21 protein-coding genes are annotated in these 24,334 nt (G+C 31.2%); 20 read left to right on the top strand and 1 reads right to left on the bottom strand.

What is annotated here, in order from left to right; genetic code table 11:
- The first annotated feature begins 273 nt into the window (after positions 1–273).
- From RH95_RS02770 to RH95_RS02705, 14 genes are all read left to right on the top strand, one after another.
- Entirely contained in the window at positions 274–1,026 is a 753-nt protein-coding gene (locus RH95_RS02770) for a WecB/TagA/CpsF family glycosyltransferase (protein WP_010243009.1), read from the top strand.
- A gap of 11 nt (positions 1,027–1,037) precedes the next feature.
- Positions 1,038–2,987, top strand: coding sequence for a transketolase (gene tkt / locus RH95_RS02765; RefSeq protein ID WP_010243001.1), 1,950 nt, complete (start codon positions 1,038–1,040; stop codon positions 2,985–2,987).
- An 87-nt stretch (positions 2,988–3,074) separates the two neighbouring features.
- Positions 3,075–4,169: a hypothetical protein gene (locus tag RH95_RS02760; RefSeq protein WP_391527298.1), complete on the top strand. Its 1,095-nt coding sequence runs from the start codon at positions 3,075–3,077 to the stop codon at positions 4,167–4,169.
- A complete protein-coding gene (locus RH95_RS02755) occupies positions 4,166–5,044 on the top strand; it encodes a mechanosensitive ion channel family protein (RefSeq protein WP_010242997.1) in 879 nt (292 codons plus the stop codon). Before RH95_RS02760 ends, RH95_RS02755 begins: the two co-directional genes overlap by 4 nt.
- Positions 5,031–5,255, top strand: a complete 225-nt coding sequence (locus tag RH95_RS02750; protein WP_010242996.1) for a DUF951 domain-containing protein — start codon at positions 5,031–5,033, stop codon at positions 5,253–5,255. The genes RH95_RS02755 and RH95_RS02750 overlap by 14 nt, the downstream gene beginning before the upstream one ends.
- A 1-nt stretch (position 5,256) precedes the next feature.
- A complete protein-coding gene (gene ilvA / locus RH95_RS02745) occupies positions 5,257–6,465 on the top strand; it encodes a threonine ammonia-lyase (protein ID WP_010242994.1) in 1,209 nt (402 codons plus the stop codon).
- A gap of 133 nt (positions 6,466–6,598) precedes the next feature.
- Positions 6,599–7,423 carry a triphosphoribosyl-dephospho-CoA synthase gene (locus RH95_RS02740; RefSeq protein ID WP_010242992.1) on the top strand — a complete coding sequence of 275 codons (825 nt, stop codon included), beginning with the start codon at positions 6,599–6,601 and terminating at the stop codon, positions 7,421–7,423.
- Positions 7,416–8,408 carry a [citrate (pro-3S)-lyase] ligase gene (gene citC / locus RH95_RS02735; protein WP_010242990.1) on the top strand — a complete coding sequence of 331 codons (993 nt, stop codon included), beginning with the start codon at positions 7,416–7,418 and terminating at the stop codon, positions 8,406–8,408. Before RH95_RS02740 ends, citC begins: the two co-directional genes overlap by 8 nt.
- Positions 8,395–8,907 (top strand): citrate lyase holo-[acyl-carrier protein] synthase, encoded by a 513-nt coding sequence (gene citX / locus RH95_RS02730; RefSeq protein ID WP_010242988.1) that lies wholly within the window; start codon positions 8,395–8,397, stop codon positions 8,905–8,907. Before citC ends, citX begins: the two co-directional genes overlap by 14 nt.
- 272 nt (positions 8,908–9,179) lie before the next feature.
- Positions 9,180–10,469: a 2-hydroxycarboxylate transporter family protein gene (locus RH95_RS02725; protein WP_010242985.1), complete on the top strand. Its 1,290-nt coding sequence runs from the start codon at positions 9,180–9,182 to the stop codon at positions 10,467–10,469.
- 18 nt (positions 10,470–10,487) lie between these two features.
- Positions 10,488–10,769 (top strand): citrate lyase acyl carrier protein, encoded by a 282-nt coding sequence (gene citD, locus RH95_RS02720; RefSeq protein WP_010242982.1) that lies wholly within the window; start codon positions 10,488–10,490, stop codon positions 10,767–10,769.
- A 4-nt stretch (positions 10,770–10,773) separates the two neighbouring features.
- Entirely contained in the window at positions 10,774–11,673 is a 900-nt protein-coding gene (gene citE, locus RH95_RS02715; protein WP_010242979.1) for a citrate (pro-3S)-lyase subunit beta, read from the top strand.
- Entirely contained in the window at positions 11,663–13,210 is a 1,548-nt protein-coding gene (gene citF, locus RH95_RS02710) for a citrate lyase subunit alpha (RefSeq protein ID WP_010242975.1), read from the top strand. The genes citE and citF overlap by 11 nt, the downstream gene beginning before the upstream one ends.
- A gap of 457 nt (positions 13,211–13,667) precedes the next feature.
- Complete coding sequence (locus RH95_RS02705; protein ID WP_010242973.1) at positions 13,668–15,464, top strand: homoserine O-acetyltransferase/O-succinyltransferase family protein; 1,797 nt, start codon at positions 13,668–13,670, stop codon at positions 15,462–15,464.
- Positions 15,465–15,553: 89 nt separating this feature from the next.
- Here the strand turns inward: RH95_RS02705 and gap are convergent, their stop codons facing one another.
- Positions 15,554–16,573, bottom strand: a complete 1,020-nt coding sequence (gene gap / locus RH95_RS02700; protein ID WP_010242971.1) for a type I glyceraldehyde-3-phosphate dehydrogenase — start codon at positions 16,571–16,573, stop codon at positions 15,554–15,556.
- A gap of 234 nt (positions 16,574–16,807) precedes the next feature.
- On the opposite strand from gap, the gene RH95_RS02695 reads away from it, so the two are divergent.
- From RH95_RS02695 to RH95_RS02670, 6 genes are all read left to right on the top strand, one after another.
- A complete protein-coding gene (locus tag RH95_RS02695; protein WP_010242968.1) occupies positions 16,808–17,032 on the top strand; it encodes a preprotein translocase subunit SecG in 225 nt (74 codons plus the stop codon).
- A gap of 28 nt (positions 17,033–17,060) precedes the next feature.
- Positions 17,061–19,064 (top strand): sodium-translocating pyrophosphatase, encoded by a 2,004-nt coding sequence (locus RH95_RS02690; RefSeq protein WP_010242966.1) that lies wholly within the window; start codon positions 17,061–17,063, stop codon positions 19,062–19,064.
- A gap of 166 nt (positions 19,065–19,230) precedes the next feature.
- On the top strand, positions 19,231–19,587 hold the full coding sequence (locus tag RH95_RS02685) for a transposase (RefSeq protein ID WP_268869483.1): 357 nt from the start codon (positions 19,231–19,233) through the stop codon (positions 19,585–19,587).
- Positions 19,588–20,372: 785 nt separating this feature from the next.
- Positions 20,373–21,041 carry an ABC transporter ATP-binding protein gene (locus RH95_RS02680; protein ID WP_010242964.1) on the top strand — a complete coding sequence of 223 codons (669 nt, stop codon included), beginning with the start codon at positions 20,373–20,375 and terminating at the stop codon, positions 21,039–21,041.
- On the top strand, positions 21,038–23,473 hold the full coding sequence (locus tag RH95_RS02675) for an ABC transporter permease (RefSeq protein WP_010242962.1): 2,436 nt from the start codon (positions 21,038–21,040) through the stop codon (positions 23,471–23,473). Before RH95_RS02680 ends, RH95_RS02675 begins: the two co-directional genes overlap by 4 nt.
- A 36-nt stretch (positions 23,474–23,509) precedes the next feature.
- The gene (locus tag RH95_RS02670) at positions 23,510–24,304 is read left to right on the top strand and encodes a helix-turn-helix domain-containing protein (RefSeq protein ID WP_010242960.1); all 795 of its coding nucleotides are present in this window, start codon (positions 23,510–23,512) and stop codon (positions 24,302–24,304) included.
- Positions 24,305–24,334: the final 30 nt, after the last annotated feature.

Below are 24,334 nucleotides of genomic sequence, written 5' to 3'. Positions count from 1 at the left end.
TTTTAACATCATTTTGAATATATATTTCTGTATTAAAGTTTAATCGTAGTTGAATTGTATCATTAACTAGTGTATAGTTATTTAATGATGATGTATTTTTAAAGGTTTTCATAAATACATTTTATCAAAAAAAGACGAGGATTTTTATATTTCCTCGTCTTTTTCTATGATGGGACTTTTGCAACAGCCCCTTTTTATTTTAAAGTTTTAGTTAAATTATTTCTTTATAGAAAAGCTCTTTTTTATGTGATAAACTTATTATCGGAGAGGATTATGGAAAAAGTAAAGATTTTTGGTGTTGAAATTTTTAATATTAGTAATAATGATTGTGAAAATATTTTGAGAGATTTTTTAAAATCAGATAAACTTAATAAGATTTATACGCCAAATACAGAGATTGTAATGGCAGCTAAAAGAGATGAGAATCTTAAAGATTTAATTAATTCAGGGGATTTAGTTTTAGCTGATGGGATTGGTCTTATACACGCTTCTAAAATGAGAAAGAAGCCTTTAAAAGAAAGAGTTACAGGGTTTGATACTTCTATTAAGCTTTTGGAGCTTGCTGACGAGATGGGTCTTAATTTATATTTTCTCGGTGGAAAAGAAGGCGTGGCAAAGGATGCTGCAAGTGCTGTAAATAAAAAATATAAAAATGCCAATGTCGTTGGATATCACAATGGATATTTTAATTCTAGAATTGACGGAGAAAATTCAAAGGAAGAGAAGAAAATAATTGAAGAGATAAATGATAAAGATGTGGATATTGTTTTTGTAGGTTTTGGTTTTCCGCGTCAGGAAAAATGGATAGATGAATTTAAAGATGAAATAAAGGCAAAGATAATTATTGGAAATGGCGGCGTTTTAGATATTTTGTCAGGAAGGGCAAATAGAGCACCAGATGTTTTTATAAAACTTGGACTTGAGTGGTTATACAGGCTGATAAAAAATCCTTCTAGGATAAAAAGGCAAATTGACTTGCCAAAGTTTTTGTTCGCAGTTTTAAAAGATAAAAATTCAGTTGAGTGAGGAGTGGAATTTTGAATATTGATAATAAAGCTATTAATACTATAAGGATGCTTTCAGTGGATCAAATTGAAGAGGCAAATTCAGGACATCCAGGGCTACCCCTTGGTGCAGCGCCTATGGCCTATGCTCTTTTTAAAAATCATATTGTAAGAGATTCTAAAGATTTAAATTGGACAAATAGAGATAGATTTATTTTATCTGCAGGACATGGTTCTGCACTTTTGTATTCACTTTTTTATCTTTTTGATTATGGTCTTACTATTGAAGATTTGAAAAATTTTAGGCAACTTGATTCTAAGACGCCAGGCCATCCTGAATATGGGCACACAAAAGGTGTAGAGGCAACTACTGGACCTCTTGGACAGGGAATTGCAATGGCAGTGGGAATGGCAATCGCAGAAGAAAAACTTGCTGCAATTTATAACAAAAAAGATTTAAAACTTGTGGATCACTACACTTATGCTTTAGTTGGTGATGGATGTTTAATGGAAGGAATTTCCAATGAAGCGTCTTCTCTTGCAGGAACTTTAAAATTAAATAAGTTAATTGTACTTTATGATTCTAACAGAATTTCCATAGAAGGATCGACAGATCTTGCTTTTTCTGAAAATGTAGTGGATAGATATAAAGCTCTTGGATGGGATACTTTTGTCGTAAATGATGGCAATGATTTAGAAGATATAAATGCAAAAATTGAAGAAGCAAAAAAATCTAGTGGGCCTGCACTTATTGAGGTAAAGACAAAAATTGGATATGGTTCACCTAGAGAAGATTCTGCAAAGGCACATGGAGAACCTCTTGGTGTTCAAAATAGAAAATCTACAAGGAAATTTTTTGGCCTACCTGATGAAGATTTTTATGTTTCAGAAGATGTAGCAAAATATTTTAATGAAATTGTTGAAGAAAATACAAGAAAAGCGAAAGAAAAGAAAAAAATTGAAGAAAAATATAAAGAAAAGTATAAAGAAGAATATGAAAAATATTTAAATTCCTTTAAGAATGAAAAGAGAGAACTATTAGAAGATTCTTATTATGATAGTTTTACAAAGGACATGGCAACTCGTGCCGTTTCTGGAGAAGTTTTAAATAAAATTGCAAAAGAAAATACAAATATTTTTGGTGGTTCAGCAGATTTAGGACCATCTAACAAGACAATGCTAAAGGGAGAAGAATATTTTTCAAAAGACAATAGATACGGCAGAAATTTAACCTTTGGTGTTCGTGAAAACGCAATGGGTGCAATTACAAATGGAATGCTTCTTCATGGAGGGCTTAAAACTTACGCTGCAACATTTTTAGTTTTTAGCGATTATTTAAAACCGACAATTAGGCTTGCTGCTCTTATGAATCTTCCAAATGTTTATATATTTACTCACGATTCTATTGGAGTTGGAGAAGATGGTCCAACTCATGAGCCAATTGAACATTTGGCAATGCTTAGATCGATCCCAGGCTTAGTTGTAGTAAGACCAGCAGATGGAAGAGAAACTGCATCAGCTCTTAACCTTGCTTTTAATTCACAAAATACACCTTTTGTACTTGCACTTTCAAGGCAAAATTTGCCACAGCTTGAAAACTCTAAAAAAGATATAAAAAAAGGTGCTTATATAATTAAAAAAGAAGAAGGAGAACTTGAAAAAATTGTAATAGCTACAGGTTCAGAAGTACATCTTGCATTAGAAGCAGCAGAAGATTTAAAAGGTGTTCGTGTAGTTTCAATGCCTTCAATGGAACTTTTTGACGCACAAAATTCAGCTTACAAAGAAGAGATTTTGCCTTCAAAAGTTACTAAGAGAATTTCAATTGAAGCACTTTCGTCCTTTGGATGGCACAAATATATTGGGACAGGCGGTATGGCAATTTCAATAGATACTTTCGGAGCTAGTGGAAAAGGCAAAGAAGTCTTTGAGAGATTTGGATTTACAAAGGAAAATATAAAAAGAAAAATAGAAGAATTTTAAAATATTTTTGGAGATGTTTTGGCATCTCTTTTTTTATTTCAATTAAAATTTAAAAATAAAATTATAAATGATATAATTAACCTGGGAGTGATATTTTTGAAGATAAAAAAAAATCACGCAATTATTTTAATATTACTTATAATTTTTTTAGGATTTATATATTTTAATCACAATAATTTTTCAAAGGACAGAACTATAATAAGACTTAAAGGCGTCAGTACAAATGAACCTATAAAGGATTTTAATATTGCATCTAAGTCTGTATTTTTGTGGGCAGACCCAGTTTTATATATAACTGATAAAGATGGAAATATTATAAAGAAGATTCAGCGTGAAGATGAAAATGTTGAAGCATTTTTTGCGGGCAATTATGCTTTTTTATATGAAAAAGATTTGGGAAAAGTTCACATGTATTCTGAGATGGGAGAGCTTCTTAGTTCTTTAGAAGTTAAGGGAAATGTTTTTAATATTTCTTATGAAAATGCAAATATTGTTTTTCACATAATGGATGAGAACAATGAAATTTTATATTTAATGGACAATGATTCTACGCTTTCAGAGATTTATAAGACGGGCAATAAAATTTTGACTCACGATGTCCTAGATTCCAAAAATCTTTCTGTGGCAGAAATGAAAAATGATGCAAGCGGTTATAGTTCTCTACTTTACTCTTTAGATAAGGGCGAGAAAAAAAGCGAAGTTATAAATCATGAGATAATTATGTTTGTAAAAAAAGATAAAAGATCTGTTCTTGCACTTACAGATAAATCTCTTTACAGATTTTTGGATTCGGGAACGAAATACGAAGAAAAAGTACCGAATATTTCCGATGTGTTAGTAGATGGTAGAAATACTTACCTTCTTCATTCTGGAATTATAACAAAATATAATTATACGTTAAATCCAGTAGACAAAAGAATTATAGCTGCAAATGTAAATAAGATGGAAAATGTTTCAGGCTCCATTTATGTTTATGGTCCAAGTGATATTGGTGGAGAAATTGGGAACAAAGGAGAGTTTTATACGAGGCTTGGATATTCTTTAGATAAAATAAAGATAAATGGACTTTTAATTGGAGCACTTAGAAATGGAGAAATTGATTTATACTCCGTTGTGAGTTCAAATACAGTTAGAGAAGGCGAAGATAAAATAGAAACAACTTACAAAGAAGGTGCAAAGTGAATTTAAACAAAAATACAAATCATGTGGCAAATGAAGCTGATAAAGCACTTAGATCTACATTTAAAGGTATGGGATCTTGGCAGAAGATTTTTATTGTAATAATTATTATAGTAGGAATATGTGTCCTTTTAAAAATAATAGATGGATGTATAGATAGGCAACTAAGTTCAGAAAAAGTTAAAGAAAAGGGATCTTACAACAGGATTGTTACAATTACAAATTTAATAAAAAGAATAATAAAAATTATACTTATTTTTATTGGGGTTACAATAATTATGAGTGTATTTAATATTTCTATTGCACCTATTCTTGCAACTCTTGGAGTATTCTCTCTGGCAATAGGTGTTGGTGCACAAAATCTTGTAAAAGATGTAATCAATGGATTCTTTATAATTTTGGAAGATCAATATTCTGTTGGAGATTTAGTTGAGATAGAAGGGATTGAAGGAGTAGTTGAATATTTAGGACTTAGAGTTACTAAAGTACGTGACTTTTCTAAAATACTTCACATAATTCCAAATAGCAATATTTCAGTTGTGTCAAACAAACAAAGAGCAAATATTAGGACAAAAATAGAATTTTATGTAGATAATTCTTGTGATCCAACTTTTGTAAAAGAAAAAATAGATGAAAGTTTAAAGAAATTTAAAAATGACAGAAAAATGGTTATTGGTCCAGATCTTTGGGGAGTAACAGAAAATGATAAAGACGCATATAAGATGAGCCTTGTTTATTACACAAAGCAAGGCAATCAATATGATTTAGAATATGCAATAAGAGCAGAAATATTAAAAACTATGCAAAGAGAAAATATAAAGACGCCAGTAGTAAAAAACAAAATATTAAAAGTGGAGGATAGCGATGCTTTATTATAATCTTGGGGATATTGTAACTTTGAAAAAAGGGCATCCCTGTGGTGAAAATAAATGGGAAATTATGAGAAAAGGTGCAGATATAAAGTTGAAATGTCTTGGCTGTGAAAGAGTTATCTGGATGAGCCGAATGGACTTTGAAAAAAGGGTTAGAAAGATTTTGGAAGATGATAAATTTGTAAGCATAGTTCATCATAAGAAAGAAGGAGAATAATATGGATGTAAAAGAAATTTATGACGCTAGAGAAAGACTTAAAGGTCACATAAAAGAAACGCCTATCGTATATGCACCTAATCTAGGGGAAGACGTTTATTTAAAAGTAGAAGTTTTACAAGAAACAGGTTCTTTTAAATTAAGAGGAGCATACAATAAAATTGCAACACTGACAGATGAAGAAGCATCAAAGGGAGTTGTAGCTTGTTCAGCAGGAAATCACGCACAAGGAGTTGCTAAGTCAGCAACAGAGCGAGGAATTTCTTCAATAATATGTATGCCTTATCATGCACCGTTATCAAAAGTAAAAGCCACAAAAAATTATGGAGCAGAAGTAGAACTTGTAAGAGATTCCTTTGACGATGCAGCAGCTTATGCACAAAAACTTTCAAGGGAAGAAGGCTATACATTTATAGCACCTTTTGACGATGAAAAAGTAATTGCAGGACAAGGAACGATAGGACTTGAAATACTTGAAAAAATTCCAGACCTTGACATAATAGTTGTGCCCATAGGAGGCGGCGGACTAATATCAGGAATTGCATTGGCAGCCAAAAATATAAATCCAAATATAAAAATAATTGGAGTTCAAACAAAAATATCTCCGAGCATGTATGAGTCAGTTAGAGAAGGAAAAATTTTGACAGTAAAAGGAGGATCTACAATTGCAGATGGAATAGCAGTAAAAACTCCAGGTAAAATTACATATGAACTTGTAAAAGAATATGTAGATGACATAGTTCTAGTAACAGAAGGTGAAATTTCTTCTGCAATTCTGACTCTTCTTGAAAAAAACAAAATAATAACAGAAGGAGCAGCAGCTTCAACAGTGGCAGCACTTATGTATAAAAAATTTAACTTCAAAGGAAAAAAAGTTTGTTGTGTTCTCTCTGGAGGAAATATTGATGTCACAAGAGTTTCAAAGGTTATTGAAAAAGGCCTTTACAAAACAAATAGAAGAATGGAACTTAGAATAAAATTAAATGACCAACCAGGTGAAATGACCCGCATGACTAAACTTTTAGAAAGAGAAGGAGCAAACATAGTTAAAATTGAACAAAATATAGATGTAGTAGGAGATACAATCGATTCAATGATAGTAAGTGTGGTAATAGATACTAAAGATAAAGAACACCAAGAACAAATAATAACCACATTAAACGAAAACTTTTACGTGTTTAAGGCAAAATATAATGACCTACAATTTTAAAATAATTTGTTTATAATATAGTTTAAAGACTGGGGGAAACCTCAGTTTTTTATTGAAAAAAGTAGTGTCGACTTAACAAAATAATAAAGTAGATGAAAATTTTTTTATTTATTATAATTAAGCTGGAGGTATTATGTTAAACTCTAATATTGTTGCAAGAATTGCGACCTATGCTCTTATATATGAAGTTTCACTAAGCCCTAAGCCTGGTCTTGTAAGTTTAATAGATAGAGGCGCTCACAAGGACATGGATTATATAGATTTTTTTAAGTCAGCTTTGGTTCTTCACGATTATTTTAAAATTGCCTATGAACTCGGAGAAAAGTCAGATGGTGAAGATTATGATGAACTAAGAAATTTTGGAATTATATACGAAAAAAAGATGAAAGATGCAACAGGCGGGGCCAACACACACAAGGGAGTTATTTTCTCTCTAGGCTTAATTGTATACGCCACGGCTATTGAAATAAGAAAAGAAAAATTTTCTTTTGAAAAGATAACTTCACGAGTTGCATATTTGAATCGAGGGATTACCAGCGAATTAAATAAAAAAAATGCGACAAGCCATGGAGAAAAAAATTATAAAAAATATGGCTCAAAGGGAATACGAGAGGAAGCTGAGGATGGATTTTCTAGAGTACTTTTGGGACTCGATCTCTTAAAAAAAATTGAAAAAGAAACAAATCTTGATTGCGCACTAAATGGAACCCTTTTTTATTTTATGTCTTTTGTTGAGGATTCAAATATAATAAAAAGAGGGGGGCTTGAGGGTTTAGAGTTTTTAAAAGAAACTTCTGGATATGTTCTTAAAAACAAGTTGTACGAAAATGAAGATGGAATGAGAGAAATCCAAAAAATAAATGAAGAATACAAGAGGAGGAACTTAAGTCCAGGTGGATGTGCCGACTTTTTGATTCTGACACTGTATTTTTATCTCTTGGAGGGAAATATTGATTGATTATAGACAAGTAATGAAGTTCGAGAAAAAAGATGTTGAGAAATTTTTGGAAGGCTTTGATATAAAATATGAGAGAGACGTGGACTACACAATTGTTGCTCTTGATGGCGATAAAGTTGTCGGGACTGGGTCTTGTGCCGGAAGGATCTTAAAGTGTTTTGCCATTGACCCAACTTATCAGGGCATGGGGATTACAAACACAATAATAACTAGACTCCTCGACCACCAATACCAAGTAGGAAATAAGCATCTTTTTATTTTTACTAAGCCAAAAAGTATTAAAATCTTTACAGATTTTGGATTTTCTATAGTTGAAAAGACAGAAGATGTTGCCCTTTTAGATAATAAAATTGAAGAACTCAATCAGCTATTAAAAAATATTGAGGATCAAAGGGAGTCTGGAGCAATTGTTGTAAATGCCAATCCTATGACAAAAGGACATTTGTACTTAATCAATGAAGCGAGAAAGATGACAGACCTTTTACACGTCTTTATGGTGGAGGAGGACGAATCAACCTTCCCTTATGACTTTAGGTATAAGATTGTAAAAGAAGAGTTGGAAAAGTTTGATGACGTGCTTGTTCACCCCGGCAACAACTATATAATTTCAAAAAACACTTTTCCGACATATTTTTACAAGGATGAAAAAACTATATTAAAGGCCTATTCAGAGCTTGACTCAAAAATTTTTGGAAGGTATTTTGCTAGGACCTTAAACATAAAAAAAAGATTTGTTGGGACAGAAGATAAGGATTTAGTTACAAAAAATTATAACGAAACTATGGAAAGAATCTTGCCAGATTATGGAATAAAAGTTGTTGAAATTCCAAGGGCAAGTCTGGACGATGAAATAATATCAGCCTCAAAGGTTAGATTATTTTTAAAAGAAAGAAAATTTGAAGAAGCCTACAAGTTTTTGCCAGAAGCCACAATTAAAGCTCTAAAGTCAGAAGAAGGGCAGAGGATAATAAATGAAAGACTCTAAAACAATTGCAATGCAGAAAATGCTTGATTCCAAAGAAAAGAGATATTACAAAATTAAAAGATTTGTGGAAGAAAATAAAAAGCCTGTACTTTCTTTTATGTTAAATATTCCTGGAAGTGAAAAAAATTTTGAAGATGCAGTAAATTTTCATAAAAAATATATAGAAGAGATTAAAAAAGTTTTAGAAGAAAATAAAATAGAAATTTTATGGGAAGAGTACAATAATCTTGACACAGGGATGGAGTATATTGCACTTATTGATGGAGATGGAAAGTTCATAAAGAGAGAAATGATGAAACTAGAGGAAGGAAACGAATCTGGAAGACTTTTGGATATAGACATATATGACGAAAATTTTAGACAAATATCAAGAGCAAATTTAAACCTGCCTGAAAGAAAGTGTATAATATGTGAAGATGTAGCAAGAAATTGCATAAAAGAAGAAAGGCATAGTTTGAGAGAGCTTGAAGAAAAAGTAAGAAATATATTAAGAAAATAGTATTTAAACATAAGTTTTATTGGAATTTTTGGTGGTATTAAAAACTTGGTTTTAAGTACAAAGATTCTATTAATTTAAAAAAAGCAAAGATAAAATTAAGAAATTTAGTTTTAGCTATTATTATAAATGTGTTATGGATTACAATATTTACTGAAAAATAAGTTTATTAATCCTATAATTTATTGTATGGACTAAATTTCAGATAATAAACTTTAGAATGTTGAACAATATATGCATAGTGATGTATTATATTAACAAAGAAGGTTTTTTCTATGAAGAAAAAATATTTTGGATTAAATCTTCCAATGTTGCTAGTTTTGTCGGCAATTGTTTTTATAGCAACTTATTTGGGAGTTTTATCTAAAGATTTAGCAGGGGGTGTTGCCCTTATGTTCGCAATTGGTATTATTTTATATGAAATTGGTGAGAGAATTCCTATTTGGAACACCTATATTGGTGGTGGACTTGTTTTTGCATTTTTAGGTACAGCAATATTAGTTTTTTATAATTTTATTCCTGAGGATTATGTTGAACTTATTAAGTCTGTTAATTCAAAACCAATGGGTTTGTTGAACTTTTTTATAATTATGCTTATTACTGGCTCACTTCTTGGACTTGACAGACAACTTATGTTGAAGTCTTTTGCAGGTTATATTCCAGCAATTCTTGGAGGTGTACTTGGTGCGTCAATTCTTGGAATTCTTGGAGGATTTATTTTTGGAGTTTCTCCTGCTGACACTGTTTTAAAATATGTTCTTCCAGTAATGGGCGGAGGAAATGGTGCGGGAGCTGTTCCTTTAAGCCAAATTTATCAGAGAGTTACTGGAGATGATGCTGCAAATTATTATGGATTTGCTATTTCAATTCTTACTATTGCAAATATTTTTGCCATTATTGCTGGCGGTATTTTAAACAGAATTGGTGAAAGCAATCCTAAACTAACAGGAGATAAGAAAACTCTTATGAGATCTGCTCCGGAAATTGGAAAGGAAGAAGAAAAATTCACAACTCAAATCAAAGATTATGCTGGAGCAATTCTTATGGGTCTTACTTTTTATCAACTTGGAAATCTTATTGCAGATAAGATTTGGGATCCACTAGTTCCTTCTGTGCCAATTCATCCTTTTGCATTTATGATTATTTTAGTAGCTTTTGCTAATGGATTTGGAATTATTCCAGGACAATTGAGACAAGCTGCAAAGGAAGTTCAAACATTCTTTACTAAGAATATTGTAATTCTTATAATGGTTGGTGTTGGTGCTGAAACAGATTTATTTGAGCTTAGAGCAGCGATTACACTAGGAAATGTTGTAATGGCTTTATTAATTGTTATTGGTGCAATTATTGGTTCAGGTTTAATTGGGCATCTTGTAGGATTTTTCTTTGTTGACTCTGCTATTACAGCAGGATTATGTATGGCTAATAGAGGTGGATCTGGGGACCTTGCTGTTCTTGGAGCAGCTGACAGAATGGATCTTATTTCTTACGCTCAACTTTCATCAAGACTTGGTGGAGGAATTATACTCGTTATAGGATCAATACTCTTTGGAACGCTCATGTAGAGAAGTAGGAGGGATATTTTGAAATTAAAAAAAGAGGCTATGGCTGGAACTCTTGAATCAAATGATATTTTAATTACAGTTGATGATGGAGAAGGAATAACTATTGAACTTGAGAGTTCAGTAAAAAAGCAATTTGGAAAACAAATTGAAAAAGTTATAAGAGAAACTTTAAAGGAATTAGATGTAGAAAATGTAAAGGTTATTGCAGTAGACAAGGGAGCCTTGGACTACACAATTAAAGCAAGAGTAGCGGCAGCATGCTTTAGAGCAGCTGAAAGTACAGAATATAATTGGAGCTGATATTTTGAAAGAGAGATTGAGAAGAACAATGATGTTTCTTCCGGGAAATAATCCTGCTAATATTACTGATGCTCACATTTATGGACCTGATTCAATTATGATCGATCTTGAGGATGCGACTAGTATCAATCAAAAAGATGCGGCAAGATTTTTAGTTTATAATGCACTTAAAACTTTAGATTATGGCGATACTGAGGTTGTTGTAAGAATAAATTCCCTTGATACACCATTTGGACGTGAAGATATTAAAGCAGTTGTTAAGGCTGGGGTAGATGTAATTAGACTTCCTAAGTCAGAAACGGCTCAAGATGTTAAAGATGTTGATGAAATTATTACTGAAGTAGAAGAAGAAATGGGATGTCTCGGCAGAACTCTTATGATGGCTGCTATTGAATCTCCTACGGGAGTTATAAATGCCGTTGATATTGCCAAGGCATCACCTAGGATGATGGGAATTGCACTAGGAGCTGCTGACTATGTTACTAATCTTAAAACTCAAAGATCCAGACATGGATGGGAGCTTTTTGCTGCAAGAAGTCAAATTGTTTTGGCTGCAAGGAATGCAGGCATTGCTTGTTTTGATACAGTTAATACAAACCTTGATGACATGGACGCTTTTAGAGAAGAGGTTCAATTCATAAAAGATTTGGGCTTTGATGGAAAGAGCGTGATTCACCCTAAACAAATTGGGGTTGTAAATGAAGTTTACACACCTACTGAAAAGGACATTACTAAATCTCTTAGGATTATTGCAGGTTCAAAGGAAGCCGAAAGAAAAGGTTCTGGGGTTATTACAGTTGATGGAAAGATGGTTGACTATCCAGTTATAGCTGGAGCACAGAGAGTTCTTGATCTTGCAGTTGCAAGTGGAGTGCTAAAGAAGGAGGATATTGATGAACTATAATAAAAATGCAGTAGGAAGAGATATCCCTGAATATATTGAAGGCATCGGAGAACTTGTTCCTTTTAAAGGCGAAGGAAAATATTTAAGAACAGATAGAAAGGCATCTCCAAAGATTAGATATGGAAACAGAAATGAAACTAAACTTTTAAATTCTATTGAAGAAGCTGTAAAGAAGAGTGGACTTAAAGATGGAATGACAATTTCTTTTCACCATCATCTAAGAAATGGAGATTATGTTGTAAATACAGTTATGCAAGTAATTGCAGATATGGGCATTAAGGATTTGACTCTTGCACCATCATCTCTTTCTCCTTGTCACGATAAGTTAATTCCACTTATTGAAAGGGGAGTAATCACAGGAATTCAGTCATCTGGGCTTAGAGGAGAGCTTGGTGAAAAAATTTCTGAAGGAATTTTGAAGAAGCCATGTATTATTCGTTCTCATGGTGGACGTGCAAGGGCAATTGAAGATGGAGAACTTCATATTGATGTAGCTTTTTTGGCAGCACCATCTTGTGATGAATATGGGAATATTAATGGTAGAGAAGGTAAATCTGCCTGTGGTTCACTAGGTTACGCAATAGTGGATGCACAGTATGCAGACTGTGTAATTGCAATTACAGATAATCTTGTCCCATTTCCAAATATTCCTGCATCAATTGGCATGATGTATGTTGATTATGTAGTTGAAGTAGACGCAATTGGAGATCCAAAAGGAATTGTTTCTGGATCAATTAGATTTAACGACAATCCAAGAGATTTATTGATTGCAAATAATGCCGTTAAAGTAATTAAAGCATCTGGACTTTATAAAAATGGATTTAGATTCCAAACTGGTGCAGCTGGATCAACTCTTGCAGTGGCAAAGCTTCTTCGTGAAGAAATGAAAAAAGATAATATCAAGGCATCAATGGCACTTGGCGGTATCACAGGTTACATGGTGACAATGCTTGAAGAAGGATTAATTGATGGAATTTATGATACACAATCTTTTGACCTTGATGCAGTAAGATCAATTCGTGAGAACACAAAACATTTTGAACAAACAGCATCATCTTATGCAAATCCAAATAATCCAACTCCCGCAGTAAATACTCTTGATTTTGTGCTTCTTGGTGCACTAGAAGTTGACACTGACTTTAATGTAAATGTAATGACTAGATCAGATGGAGTTATAAACCAGGCAGTTGGAGGACATCAAGATACGGCGCCTGGTGCAAAGATGTCACTAATTCTTGCTCCTCTTGTTAGATCAAGAAATCCAATTGTAAAAGATAAAGTTACAACGGTTTGTACACCAGGAGAATCAGTTGATGTTATATGTACAGATTATGGTATTGCTGTTAATCCAGGTAGAAAAGATTTAATTGAAAAATTTGAAGAAGCTGGAATTGAAATAAAAAGTATAAAAGAATTACAACAAATGGCAGAAAAATTAACTGGAAAACCAGAAGAAGTTAAATTTTCAAATGATGTAGTTGCCCTTGTAGAATATAGAGATGGTTCTATAATTGATGTAATAAGAAAAGAAGCTTAAAACTAAAAGTTAATTATATTAAGGCGATATTTTAGGATAGAAAATTCTATTTTAATTATCACCTTTTTATTTTAAGTTTAGAAAATTTTAAAGACTATTTTATATTTATAATTTGAATGTATAGTTGACACGAGTTCTAATAGGTGCTATTATGTCTATAAAATTTAAACTCAACAGGAAGAAGAGTAACTTATTTTAATGATTACAGAGAGCTTCGTTTGGTGAAAGAAGTAGAAGAGAAATAGGCGAATATGGTCTTTCTTGAGCACTTTTCGATATTTAGATAAGTGCGGGCGTGCCCGTTATAGCAATAGAGTATGATAGTACTTGAAGAGTTTCTTATTGTGAGGTAAGGGAAAATTAAGGTGGTAACACGAATTTGCTTTCGTCCTTTGTGGACGGAGGCTTTTTTTATTTTACAAGTACAAAATTATAAAATTTTATAAGGAGATAAAAGATGCCATTAATAATACCGAAAGAGTTAATCGTTGAAGATGTTTTAGAAAGAGAAAATATATTTACTATGAGAGATTCTTCTGCAAAGGAGCAGGATATAAGACCTCTTAGTGTTGCAATTGTAAATTTAATGCCTAAAAAAGAAGAAACTGAACTTCAACTTTTGAGAATGCTTTCAAATACTGCACTTCAGATAAATATTGATCTTGTGAGGATGGAATCATATAATCCAGCAAACAGTGATTTAAAAAGATTAAAGGCTTTTTATAAAACCTATGATGATATTAAAGACAATAAATACGATGCTATGATAATTACTGGTGCACCGATTGAACTTGTTGCCTACGAAAAGATAAAGTATTGGGAAGAATTAAAGACAATTTTTGAGTTTGCAAAGGAAAATGTGTTTTCTACAATGTTTATATGTTGGTCTGCACAGGCAGCTCTTCGATATTATTATGATATTGAACACAAAGTTGCAGATGAAAAAATATTTGGAGTTTTTGAGTTTGATAAATTGAAGGATAATAAAATAATAAAGGGGTTTGATGATACTTTTTTGATTCCAACGTCAAGGCATACCTATGTAGATGAAAAAGATTTAGAAGACATCTCTGATCTTGAAGTTCTTGCTGCAAGAAGTGACACTGGGGTTTCTCTTGCAACAACGAAGGATCATAGATTTATTTTTAACTTTGGTCATTGGGAATATGATAGAGAAACTCTTCATAATGAATATATTAGAGATTTAGCTAAGTCTAAAAAAATAAATATTCCGCTTAATTATTATAAAGACAACGATCCAGATAAAGATATTAAAATGAAGTGGAGATCCTCGGGAAATTTATTTTTCTCAAATTGGCTAAACTATTGCGTCTATCAAGAAACACCCTTTGCTATTGAAACTATTAAAGGTAAATCTGTGTCAAAGTTTGGAGGGAGTTCTCTAAAAGATGCAGGACAATTTGCAAAAGTAAAAAAAATTATTTTTTCTAAGAATGATAGAGATGTAATAGTTGTTTCTGCACCTGGGAGAAGATTTAGCGAGGATACAAAAGTAACAGATGAACTAATAGGTTTATCTCAAAAGAATAATAAAATAGAAGAGTTAAATCAAATAATAAAATCTTTGGAAGAAAATTTAGAGCTTCAAAAAGTATATAGAGATACTCAACTGGAAAAGATAAGAAGTAGATTTTTTTCAATAGCAAAAGATTTAAGACTTGAAGGCTTTTGGGATGAAGAACTAAAATATGTCTTTGATGAAATTGAAAATTCCACAGATAAGGATTTTATAGTAAGTAGGGGAGAATTTTTAAATGCAAAAATTCTAGCAAAATATTTAGAATATGATTTTATAGATGCCAAAGATTTAATAATTTTTGATGTAAATGGGAAAGTAAACTTAGAAAAGTCTACAGATGCTATAAAAAGTAAAATTGGAGAAAATAAAAAAGCAGTTGTTCCAGGGTTTTATGGAAGAAATACAAATGGAGATATAGTTACTTTTACAAGAGGGGGTAGTGACTATACGGGAAGTTTAATTGCTTATGCACTTGACAGCAAAGTATATGAAAATTGGACTGATGTAAATGGAATAATGACATCAGATCCAAAAAGTGATCCCCATGCCAAGACAATTGACAAATTAAATTATAGTGAGTTAAAAGAGATTATAGAAAAGGGTGCTGAGGTCTATCAAGGAGATGCAATTAATCCTGTGAAGAAAAAGAATATAACTATAAAGATTTTAAATACAAATGAACCAGAAAATAGTGGAACAATTATAAAAGATTAAAGTAGATTTTTTAAGAGTATGGTTTTGTTTTTGATAAATTATTTGTAAAAAGACTTACCTAAATTGGCAAGTCTTTTACATAAATTAAATTATAAACTTTTGGCAATTTTTTCTGTTAGGTCAATTACTCTTTCAGTGTAACCCCATTCGTTGTCGTACCAAGAAATAAGTTTAACCATTTTTCCATTAACTGTTGTTAGAAGGGAGTCAAAAATAGAAGAGTGAGTGTTGCCAATAATGTCAGAAGAAACAAGTTCGTCTTCAGAGTATTCTAAAATTCCTTTTAGTTCATTTTCGGAAGCTTTTTTGATTGCTGCATTGATTTCTTCTACGCTTGCGTCTTTTTCAAGTTCAAAAGTTACGTCGACAAGTGATCCTGTTGGGACAGGAACTCTTAGGGCAAAACCCGTAAGAATACCGTCAACTTCTGGAATAACTTTTCCAACTGCTTTTGCTGCACCAGTTGAAGTTGGGATAATATTTTCTGCACCCATTCTTGCACGACGCATATCCTTTTTGTGGACTCCGTCGTGGATGTTTTGGTCATTAGTGTAAGCGTGAACTGTAGACATAAGTCCTTTTTTAATTCCAAAGTTTTCTAAAATAACCTTAGTAACTGGAGCAAGACAATTTGTTGTGCAACTTGCATTTGAAATTATATCGTGAATAGTAGGATCGTATTTATCATCATTTACACCCATCACAACTGTCAACATATCGCCCTTACCTGGAGAAGTTAAAACGACTTTTTTTGCGCCACTTTCTAAGTGACCTCTTGCTTTTTCTTCGTCTTTAAATGCGCCAGATGAATCAATTACAATATCAACACCAAGTTCTTTCCAATTCATTTGGTCTGGAGTTTTTGATTCGACAAAAGTAACTTTTTTTCCATTGATTATCATACCATCTTCTGTAAATTCAATTTCGCCGGGGAATTTTCTATAAATTGAATCAAACTTGAATAGATGAGTTCTTTCTTTTAAAGTTTTTTCTAAATTTCTAACGGCTACATGGGTAACTTCGAAGTTTACATCATCTCTTAGAGCCCAAATTCTCAGAGCATCTCTTCCTATTCTTCCAAAGCCCATTATTCCAACATTTTTTTTCATAAAAACCTCCTGGTTATTCATTGTTACTTTTATTATAACATAAGTAGAAAAAAGTGAAGTTCAAATATTATTTTGGATTTCAAAAGTTTATGTTTAGAGGAATCTAAAAATTATAAAGAAAGAATCAAAATAGGTGTAATCTAAAAAATTACCAAAAAACGTATAAATTCGTTGATTAGGATGGCTTGCTGTGTTAGAATTTATATGTTATAGAAATTTAAGGGAGGTATAAGTTTGCAAACTTTATTATCTGTTATAATTATTATTGCGAGCGTGGTTATAATAGCGATAGTAGCACAAATGGAATCAGAACAAGCTGGTTTGGGAACTCTTCAAGGCGAAGAAACTGCTATGTGGGGTTCACACAAAGGTTCTAGTAAAAAAGACATTCAAAACAGAATTGTCATGATTACAAGCATTGTGTTTGCGATTGCACTTATTATTTTGGTTGCAATTTAATTAAAATTTAAGGAGGATTAGGATTAGAATGAATATTTTAAATCTAGCTCCTATAGCCGGTGTTTTGGCACTTTTATTTGCTTTTTATAAAGCAAGCTTTGTGTCAAAACAAGATGCCGGTAATGAAAGAATGGAGGAAATTTCTTCATATATTTCTGAAGGAGCTATGGCATTTTTGAAAAGAGAGTATAAGGCTCTCGTTGTATTTGTAATAGTACTTGCAATTATATTGGCAGTAGGATTAAAATCAGTTCCAACTGCTATATGTTTCGTTGTAGGAGCTATCTTTTCAGTAACTGCTGGTTATGTTGGTATGAAAGTTGCTACTAAGGCAAATGTTAGAACAACTAATGCAGCTTGGAAAGGTGGACTAGGTAAAGCGCTTGATGTTGCTTTCTCTGGTGGAGTTGTAATGGGAATGTGCGTAGTTGGACTTGGAATTATTGGTATTAGTTTAGCATATTTCTTTACAGGAGGACAAACTGAAATCATTACAGGATTTTCATTAGGAGCATCTTCTATTGCACTTTTTGCAAGAGTAGGTGGAGGAATTTATACTAAAGCAGCGGACGTTGGAGCTGATCTTGTAGGTAAAGTTGAAGCGGGAATTCCAGAAGACGATCCAAGAAACCCTGCAGTTATTGCAGATAATGTTGGAGATAATGTTGGGGACGTTGCTGGAATGGGAGCAGACCTTTTCGAATCTTATGTTGGAGCACTTCTTTCAGTTATTACTCTTGGAGTAGTTGCTTATGGAGATAATGGTGTTAAGTTTGGTCTTTTAGTTGCAACAGTTGGAATTATTGCATCTATTATTGCTGCATTTTTTGTAAAGGGAGATAAAAACCCACAAAAAGCTCTTAATGCAGGAGAATACGTTTCAGCTGCTGTTACTATGATTGCTTCAGCAATTTTATCAAATTCTATTTTTGGAAGTTTAAAACCTTTTGCACCAGTTATAATTGGTATCGCAGTTGGTCTTATAATTTCAAAATTCACAGAATATTACACAGCAGATAATTATGCACCAGTAAAAAGAATTGGAGCTGAATCACAAACAGGAGCTTCTACAAATATTATTGCAGGACTTTCTGTTGGGATGATGTCAACAGTTGGGCCTATTATTGTAATAGCAATTGGAATTATTGCAGCATATGCTGGAGCAGGTGGAACTACAGATCCAGTTATTGGACTTTATGGAATTTCTCTTGCAGCAGTTGGTATGCTTTCAACAACTGGTATGACAATTGCCGTTGATGCTTATGGACCAATTGCAGATAACGCTGGTGGTATTGCAGAAATGTGCGACTTACCAGAAGATGTTCGTGAAATCACAGACTCACTTGATTCTGTTGGTAATACAACTGCAGCTATAGGAAAGGGATTTGCAATTGGGTCAGCAGCACTTACTGCTCTTGCACTTTTCGTTTCTTATATTAATGCAACAGGACTTACAGGAATTGACATTTCTAAGCCACAAGTAATTGCCGCTACTTTTATTGGCGGTATGCTTCCGTTTGCTTTCTCTGCTCTAACAATGTCAGCAGTAGGTAATGCGGCTTCAGAAATGATTGACGAAGTTAGACGTCAATTTAAAGAAATTCCTGGAATTATGGAAGGTAAAGGAACTCCTGACTATGCAAGATGTGTAGATATTTCAACAGGAGCAGCTTTAAAACAAATGGTAGTGCCAGGTCTTATTGCTGTAATAGTTCCAATTTTAGTTGGACTTTTATTTGGAGCAGAAGCATTAGGCGGACTTCAAGCAGGAGCTCTTGTAACAGGTGTATTAATGGCAATCTTTATGTCAAACGCAGGTGGAGCTTGGGACAATGCTAAAAAGTATATTGAAGGTGGAGCACATGGTGGTAAAGGTTCAGAAGCTCACAAAGCTGCTGTAACAGGAGATACTGTTGGTGACCCATTCAAAGATACATCAGGACCATCCCTAAACATTTTAATTAAACTTATAACTGTTGTATCCCTTGTATTTGCACCACTATTTGTATCACATGGTGGATTATTCTTATAAAAAAATAAGTCTGCTAGAGAGAAATCTTTAGCAGATTTTTTAGTTTCTATAATATCTGTTGGGGGAGTAAATCTCTAACAGATATTTTTACATAAAAAATTTGCACTTATACGCATTAAGTCCTAAACTTAAAATAACTAAAAATAAAGTTTGAAGGTGCATATAAATTAAGTTTTTTGTAAGTGATATGTCTAATACTTTTAAGTCTGTTAAGAATAGGTTCTTTAGAAATTCTATTCATATAGTTGATAGGTATCACTTCATAAGGCAAGTTTCATGGGCTCTAGAGAATGTTAGAAAGAGAATTCAAAAGGATATTTCTTTTAAGCTTAGAAAATATTTTAAGAAAAGTAGGAGTTTACTCACAAGACCTCCTTTTGAGCTAACTTCTGAACAGGCTAAAGAGGTTTCTTTAATACTTGATTTTAGTGAGGATTTAAAATTAGAATATAGGTTAAAAGAATTATTTCACTGTGTGCCCTGTGGGTGCTACTATGTTCTTAGTCAACCAAGTAAGAGTTAGAGCAGCTAAATATTTAAGAGAATGGATAAAAAGAGCAGAAGAATCTAATTTAAAAGAATTTGAATTGGCTCTATGTCAAATAAATTTAATGAAAAACCAAGTGGGCTTAATGTTCATTATATAAAAAAGTCTGTCTAACTTGGGTGTCATATAAATAGAGATAATGTTTGGCAACAAAGTAAGATTATATTTATATGAAAAGACGCTTTGTGATTTTATTTTTTATAAGGATCAAATGGATATAGAAGTCTATGAAAAATTAGTCCGTTCATTATTCTTCATATAAGGAGAAAGATATACACGCTCTTTATAATATAGCATTAAAAATGGGGATTGAAAATAAAGTAAGAGAAATTATGGAGCTGGTATATAAATAAAACAAAGTTAACAGTTTTTTGCCACAAGATTAGTAATAGGACAGGCCTACTTTTAATTTAGCAATGGTATATTATTTTTTGAAAGTATATTAAAAAATTAGAAGTAATGGGATTATTTAAAAAAGTTTAAGAAAAGTTAGATATGAAATTATAAAAAGACGATAGTTTGAGAAATCAAGCAATCGTCTTTTTTATATATGAAGAAAAAAAGGAGGTTTTTAGCATATAGAAAATAATTGTAATTATATGAATATCGTTGAATAAGCTGGAATGAAAGTTGGTAGAATCAGTAAAAAGCAAAGATGCAACTAAAATGCAATCAGTAGTTGCGAAAGTGTAATCTTAAAGTTATAGACTGGAAAGAAAAAAATAATAAACTCTAAATATGAAAAGGGAGGTTTTATACAGATGGAAATTTTAAGAACAAACAATTTGTGTAAATTATACGATTCTAAATTAAGCTCTGGAGAAATTATAAGTAATGTAAACTTAAATATTGAAGAGGGAGAGTTTATAGCAATAAAGGGAGAAAGTGGATCAGGGAAAACAACATTATTAAATTTGTTAGCTGGATTTTTAAAACCAACTAAAGGTGAAGTATTCATTAGTAATCAATGCTTAAATGAAATGAATGAATCTCAGAAAGCTATTTTTAGAAGAGAAAATATAGGTTTTATATTTCAAAACTATGATTTACTACAGGAACTTACAGCGTTAGAAAATGTTATGTTGCCATTATTAATCAATGGTATTAAAAATAAGGACGCTATGATAGAGGCAAAAAAATTTATATCCTATATAGGATTAGAAAAGTATATTTCATATATTCCAAAAGAGTTATCTGGCGGTCAGCAACAAAGGATTGCAATTGCTAGAGCTATAGTAAATAGACCAAAAATTATTTTTGCAGATGAACCAACAGGAAATTTAGACAGTAAAAGCAAAAAAATAATTCTAGAAATATTTCAAAATATAAACCGAGAATTAGGCACGACAATATTGATGGTTACACACTCTAATCAAGATATGGAATATGCAAGTAAGGTTATTACAATAAAAGACGGGAAGATAGAATGAATGAAGTATTATTTTATTTAAAAAGGAAGATAAGAAAAAATATTACAAGAAATATTTTATCAATAGCCTCAATAGCTTTAGCTATCATGATTTTTGTTACAACAATAATTTGCGCTGCTTCTACTAAAAATTATTATAACAACTATATTGGTAATAGAGCCTCTGGAACAGATTTAATAATCGAATTAAATGGTGGAGAAAATGATTTAGGTTTAAAAAATAAGTTACAAAATAATAAAGCGATAAAATCAATAATTAGTTATTCAGAAATGGAGAAGAATGTAGAGTTAAAAGATAAAATAGCAACTATATTATTAATAGGAACTAACCCTAAGATTGAGGTAAATAATGGAATCCTATCTGTAGTAGATGGAACTTTACCTGAGAAAAATGAATGTATGATAACAGAATCATTGCGTGATGATTATAAACTATCAATTGGAGATAGTATAAAAATACAAGCAGGCGGTGGCGAAAAAGAATACTTAATATCTGGAATCTTAAAAAATAGTGGAACAGTTATGAAACATTCTTTTTCGTGTATTGTAATTGACCAAGAATTGAATAATGTAATAAGTACAAAAGAATATAGAGTAAATTTATTTAAAAAAACTCAAGTTGAAGAATCGATAAAAAATATTAGCTCTACAATTGGAAGTAAGTACAAAATAGAAGAATCAAGATACAAATCTACGTCTTTTGATAAGGAATTGAATATATTTTTTAATCTTTTTTATATCGTTTCAGCTATAATTATGATATTAGCTTATTATTTAACTTGGATTACAATAGGTTTTTATATTAAAAAAATGAGAAACGACATAGCCATACTAAAAGTATTAGGAACTAGGAAAAGGAATTTATTTTTTATAGTAGGTGGGATTGGAGTATTTATAACATTAATAGGCGTGCTTTCAGGGATATTCTTTGGAATAATAAGTTCTAAGATAATTTTAAATATTATTGGCGGATTATTAAAGGTAGATAAAATACCGTATCTGTTTCCGTATATAGGAATATTTTGGGGAAGTGTAATAGTTGTTTTTATAGGATTTATAACATCTATTATGCTGGGTAAAAAATACTTAAATGAGAGTATTGCAGATGGATTAAATGAAAGAGAAACAATAAGTACGAAAAAAGTCAGTGATAAAAAGATATATTTTTTAATTATTGGTTTTGTTTTGGGAATGAACTTAATATTTAACCATCTTCCTTTCAAACCATATGAAATAATTTTAAGGATAGTTAGTGTTGTTCTTTTGGTAATATCTATTACAAAAATATTCTTAGAAATATTTATAAAGAGAATAATAGGCAATAAATATTTCATAGATAACTGTAATGGTTTGTTAATAAAAAATAATTTTAGTAATAATAAAAATCGAGTTCAAAAAGTGGTAATTCTCACAACATTAATAGTAACATTAGCATTAGGAATGGCGGCTACAGGGAATCAATTTAACAAATTGATAGATAATTTATTGAACTATTCATATTTTGGAGATGTAGTTTTAAATGCTAATTCAGATTCAACCGTTACAAACATGAATTTGGAAAATACAAGAAAAACAAATATGGTTGAAGAAGTATATCCTTTATATCAAAGATACATTGACTATAAAGGTATGGAAATACAAGTTAATGGATATGTAATTGATGATAGAATGGAAAGTCAACTAAAAAGGTATTTGAATTTAAATAATGAAGATCTAAAAAATGTTAAGAATACAAATACTTTGTTGGCTTCGGAACTTGTATTACAAAAAAATGGCTTAAAAATTGGAGATACAATAAAAATTGGGAAAAAAGATTTTGAAATTAAAGGAAGTTATAAATCAGTGATTAATGATGGAAAGTCATTAATTTTGAGTAAAGAAGGTTTTTTGTCAGCTGATGAAAGATATAAGATTAGAAGTGCTAATATAATTTTAAAAAAAGGAAAGACCTTTGAAAATTTTATAAATTCATTTCAACAAATAGATAAGGATTCTAATATATCAATAAGAAGTGTGAATCAAGCGAAGACATACGAGGAAAAAATTGATAAGCAGTTTATGTATATTTTAGATAGTGTAGTAATATTTATTTTACTATCAGGAATATTAATTATCGTAAATTCTATTATTTCTGAAATAAAAGAAAATAATTATACTATGACAATTTTAAAAAGATTGGGATTTACAAAAAGACAAATTAAGAGCAATTATATTTTTGACATATTAATAAAATCAATATTCTCATGTACATTGGCAGTATTATCTTCTATATTTTTAAATTGGATTTTCATAGATGGAATAAATTCAACTTTACATTGGGGATTGCTTTTTAAAATTGATTACAAATTTTTAATAATATCTTGGACTGTTTTAATTATATTAAATTTGGCAATTGAGTCATTGATTGTAAAAAAAATGTATGGGAAACTTTAAGATGATTTAATTGTAGTACAAAAGGAGAAAATATTAATGAATTTAGGAGAAAAAATTTATAAGTTAAGAAAAGAAAAAGGGATGTCACAAGAACTACTGGCAGAACGATTAGGAACTAGCAGGCAGGCTATAAGCAAGTGGGAAAATAATCAAGGTTATCCTGAAGTAGAAAAGTTAATGATGTTATCAAATATTTTTGAGGTGAGTACCGATTATTTAATTAAAGAAGATAATGGAGAAGAGAATAAAAGCGGAGATGATAATTATTATGTCAGTAAAGAGAGTGGAGAAGGATATTTATTCTACAAAAGAAAAATAATAAAGTCAGAATCCATAGGTATAGGAATAATGATTTGTTCGCTTATACCATTTATTTTAAATAATAGTGAGACCTTCATCAATTATATCTTATCCGCGTGCATATTAATTATAGGAAGCATATTTTTTCTAAAGAAGAATATATATAAAGCAAATTTAGATAGCTATAAAAAGTGGATTAATAAAAAGTTAATATTTGATCCAAATTATTATAAACAGTTAAAAGATGAGCTTAAAACAATTCAAGAAAAACAGCTAAGAGTAAAGTTGCCAATGATTATATTATTATTTATAGGAGTATTATTATGTATCTATGGAGATGAATTCGACACATCCAAAGGGGCTTTATTTAATTCACTAGGAGTTTTATTTATTGCATTTGCGGTGTCTATGTTTACTTACGTTGATTCTATAAATAGAGAGTATAAATTTTTAATAAATAATTTAGCCTATAGAAATAGTTTTATAATTCGTTTGAAAAATAAAGTAATAGAAATATTTAACAAAAATTAAAGAATGTTCTATTATATATAGATGACTATT

Origin of the sequence: Peptoniphilus rhinitidis 1-13, from assembly GCF_000246925.1 — a bacterium.
Taxonomy (GTDB): Bacteria; Bacillota; Clostridia; order Tissierellales; family Peptoniphilaceae; genus Peptoniphilus_A; species Peptoniphilus_A lacydonensis.
The sequence above is the reverse complement of the archived record's forward strand: the minus strand, read 5'-3'. Positions and strand labels throughout refer to the sequence as shown.

What these genes read in the sequence shown, in the direction of transcription:
- RH95_RS02770 (WP_010243009.1), top strand. Translation starts at nt 274, where the DNA reads ATGGAAAAAGTAAAGATTTTTGGTGTTGAAATTTTTAATATTAGTAAT.
- RH95_RS02750 (WP_010242996.1), top strand. Translation starts at nt 5,031, where the DNA reads ATGCTTTATTATAATCTTGGGGATATTGTAACTTTGAAAAAAGGGCAT.
- ilvA (WP_010242994.1), top strand. Translation starts at nt 5,257, where the DNA reads ATGGATGTAAAAGAAATTTATGACGCTAGAGAAAGACTTAAAGGTCAC.
- RH95_RS02740 (WP_010242992.1), top strand. Translation starts at nt 6,599, where the DNA reads ATGTTAAACTCTAATATTGTTGCAAGAATTGCGACCTATGCTCTTATA.
- citX (WP_010242988.1), top strand. Translation starts at nt 8,395, where the DNA reads ATGAAAGACTCTAAAACAATTGCAATGCAGAAAATGCTTGATTCCAAA.
- RH95_RS02725 (WP_010242985.1), top strand. Translation starts at nt 9,180, where the DNA reads ATGAAGAAAAAATATTTTGGATTAAATCTTCCAATGTTGCTAGTTTTG.
- citF (WP_010242975.1), top strand. Translation starts at nt 11,663, where the DNA reads ATGAACTATAATAAAAATGCAGTAGGAAGAGATATCCCTGAATATATT.
- RH95_RS02705 (WP_010242973.1), top strand. Translation starts at nt 13,668, where the DNA reads ATGCCATTAATAATACCGAAAGAGTTAATCGTTGAAGATGTTTTAGAA.
- gap (WP_010242971.1), bottom strand. Translation starts at nt 16,573, where the DNA reads ATGAAAAAAAATGTTGGAATAATGGGCTTTGGAAGAATAGGAAGAGAT.
- RH95_RS02690 (WP_010242966.1), top strand. Translation starts at nt 17,061, where the DNA reads ATGAATATTTTAAATCTAGCTCCTATAGCCGGTGTTTTGGCACTTTTA.
- RH95_RS02680 (WP_010242964.1), top strand. Translation starts at nt 20,373, where the DNA reads ATGGAAATTTTAAGAACAAACAATTTGTGTAAATTATACGATTCTAAA.
- RH95_RS02675 (WP_010242962.1), top strand. Translation starts at nt 21,038, where the DNA reads ATGAATGAAGTATTATTTTATTTAAAAAGGAAGATAAGAAAAAATATT.
- RH95_RS02670 (WP_010242960.1), top strand. Translation starts at nt 23,510, where the DNA reads ATGAATTTAGGAGAAAAAATTTATAAGTTAAGAAAAGAAAAAGGGATG.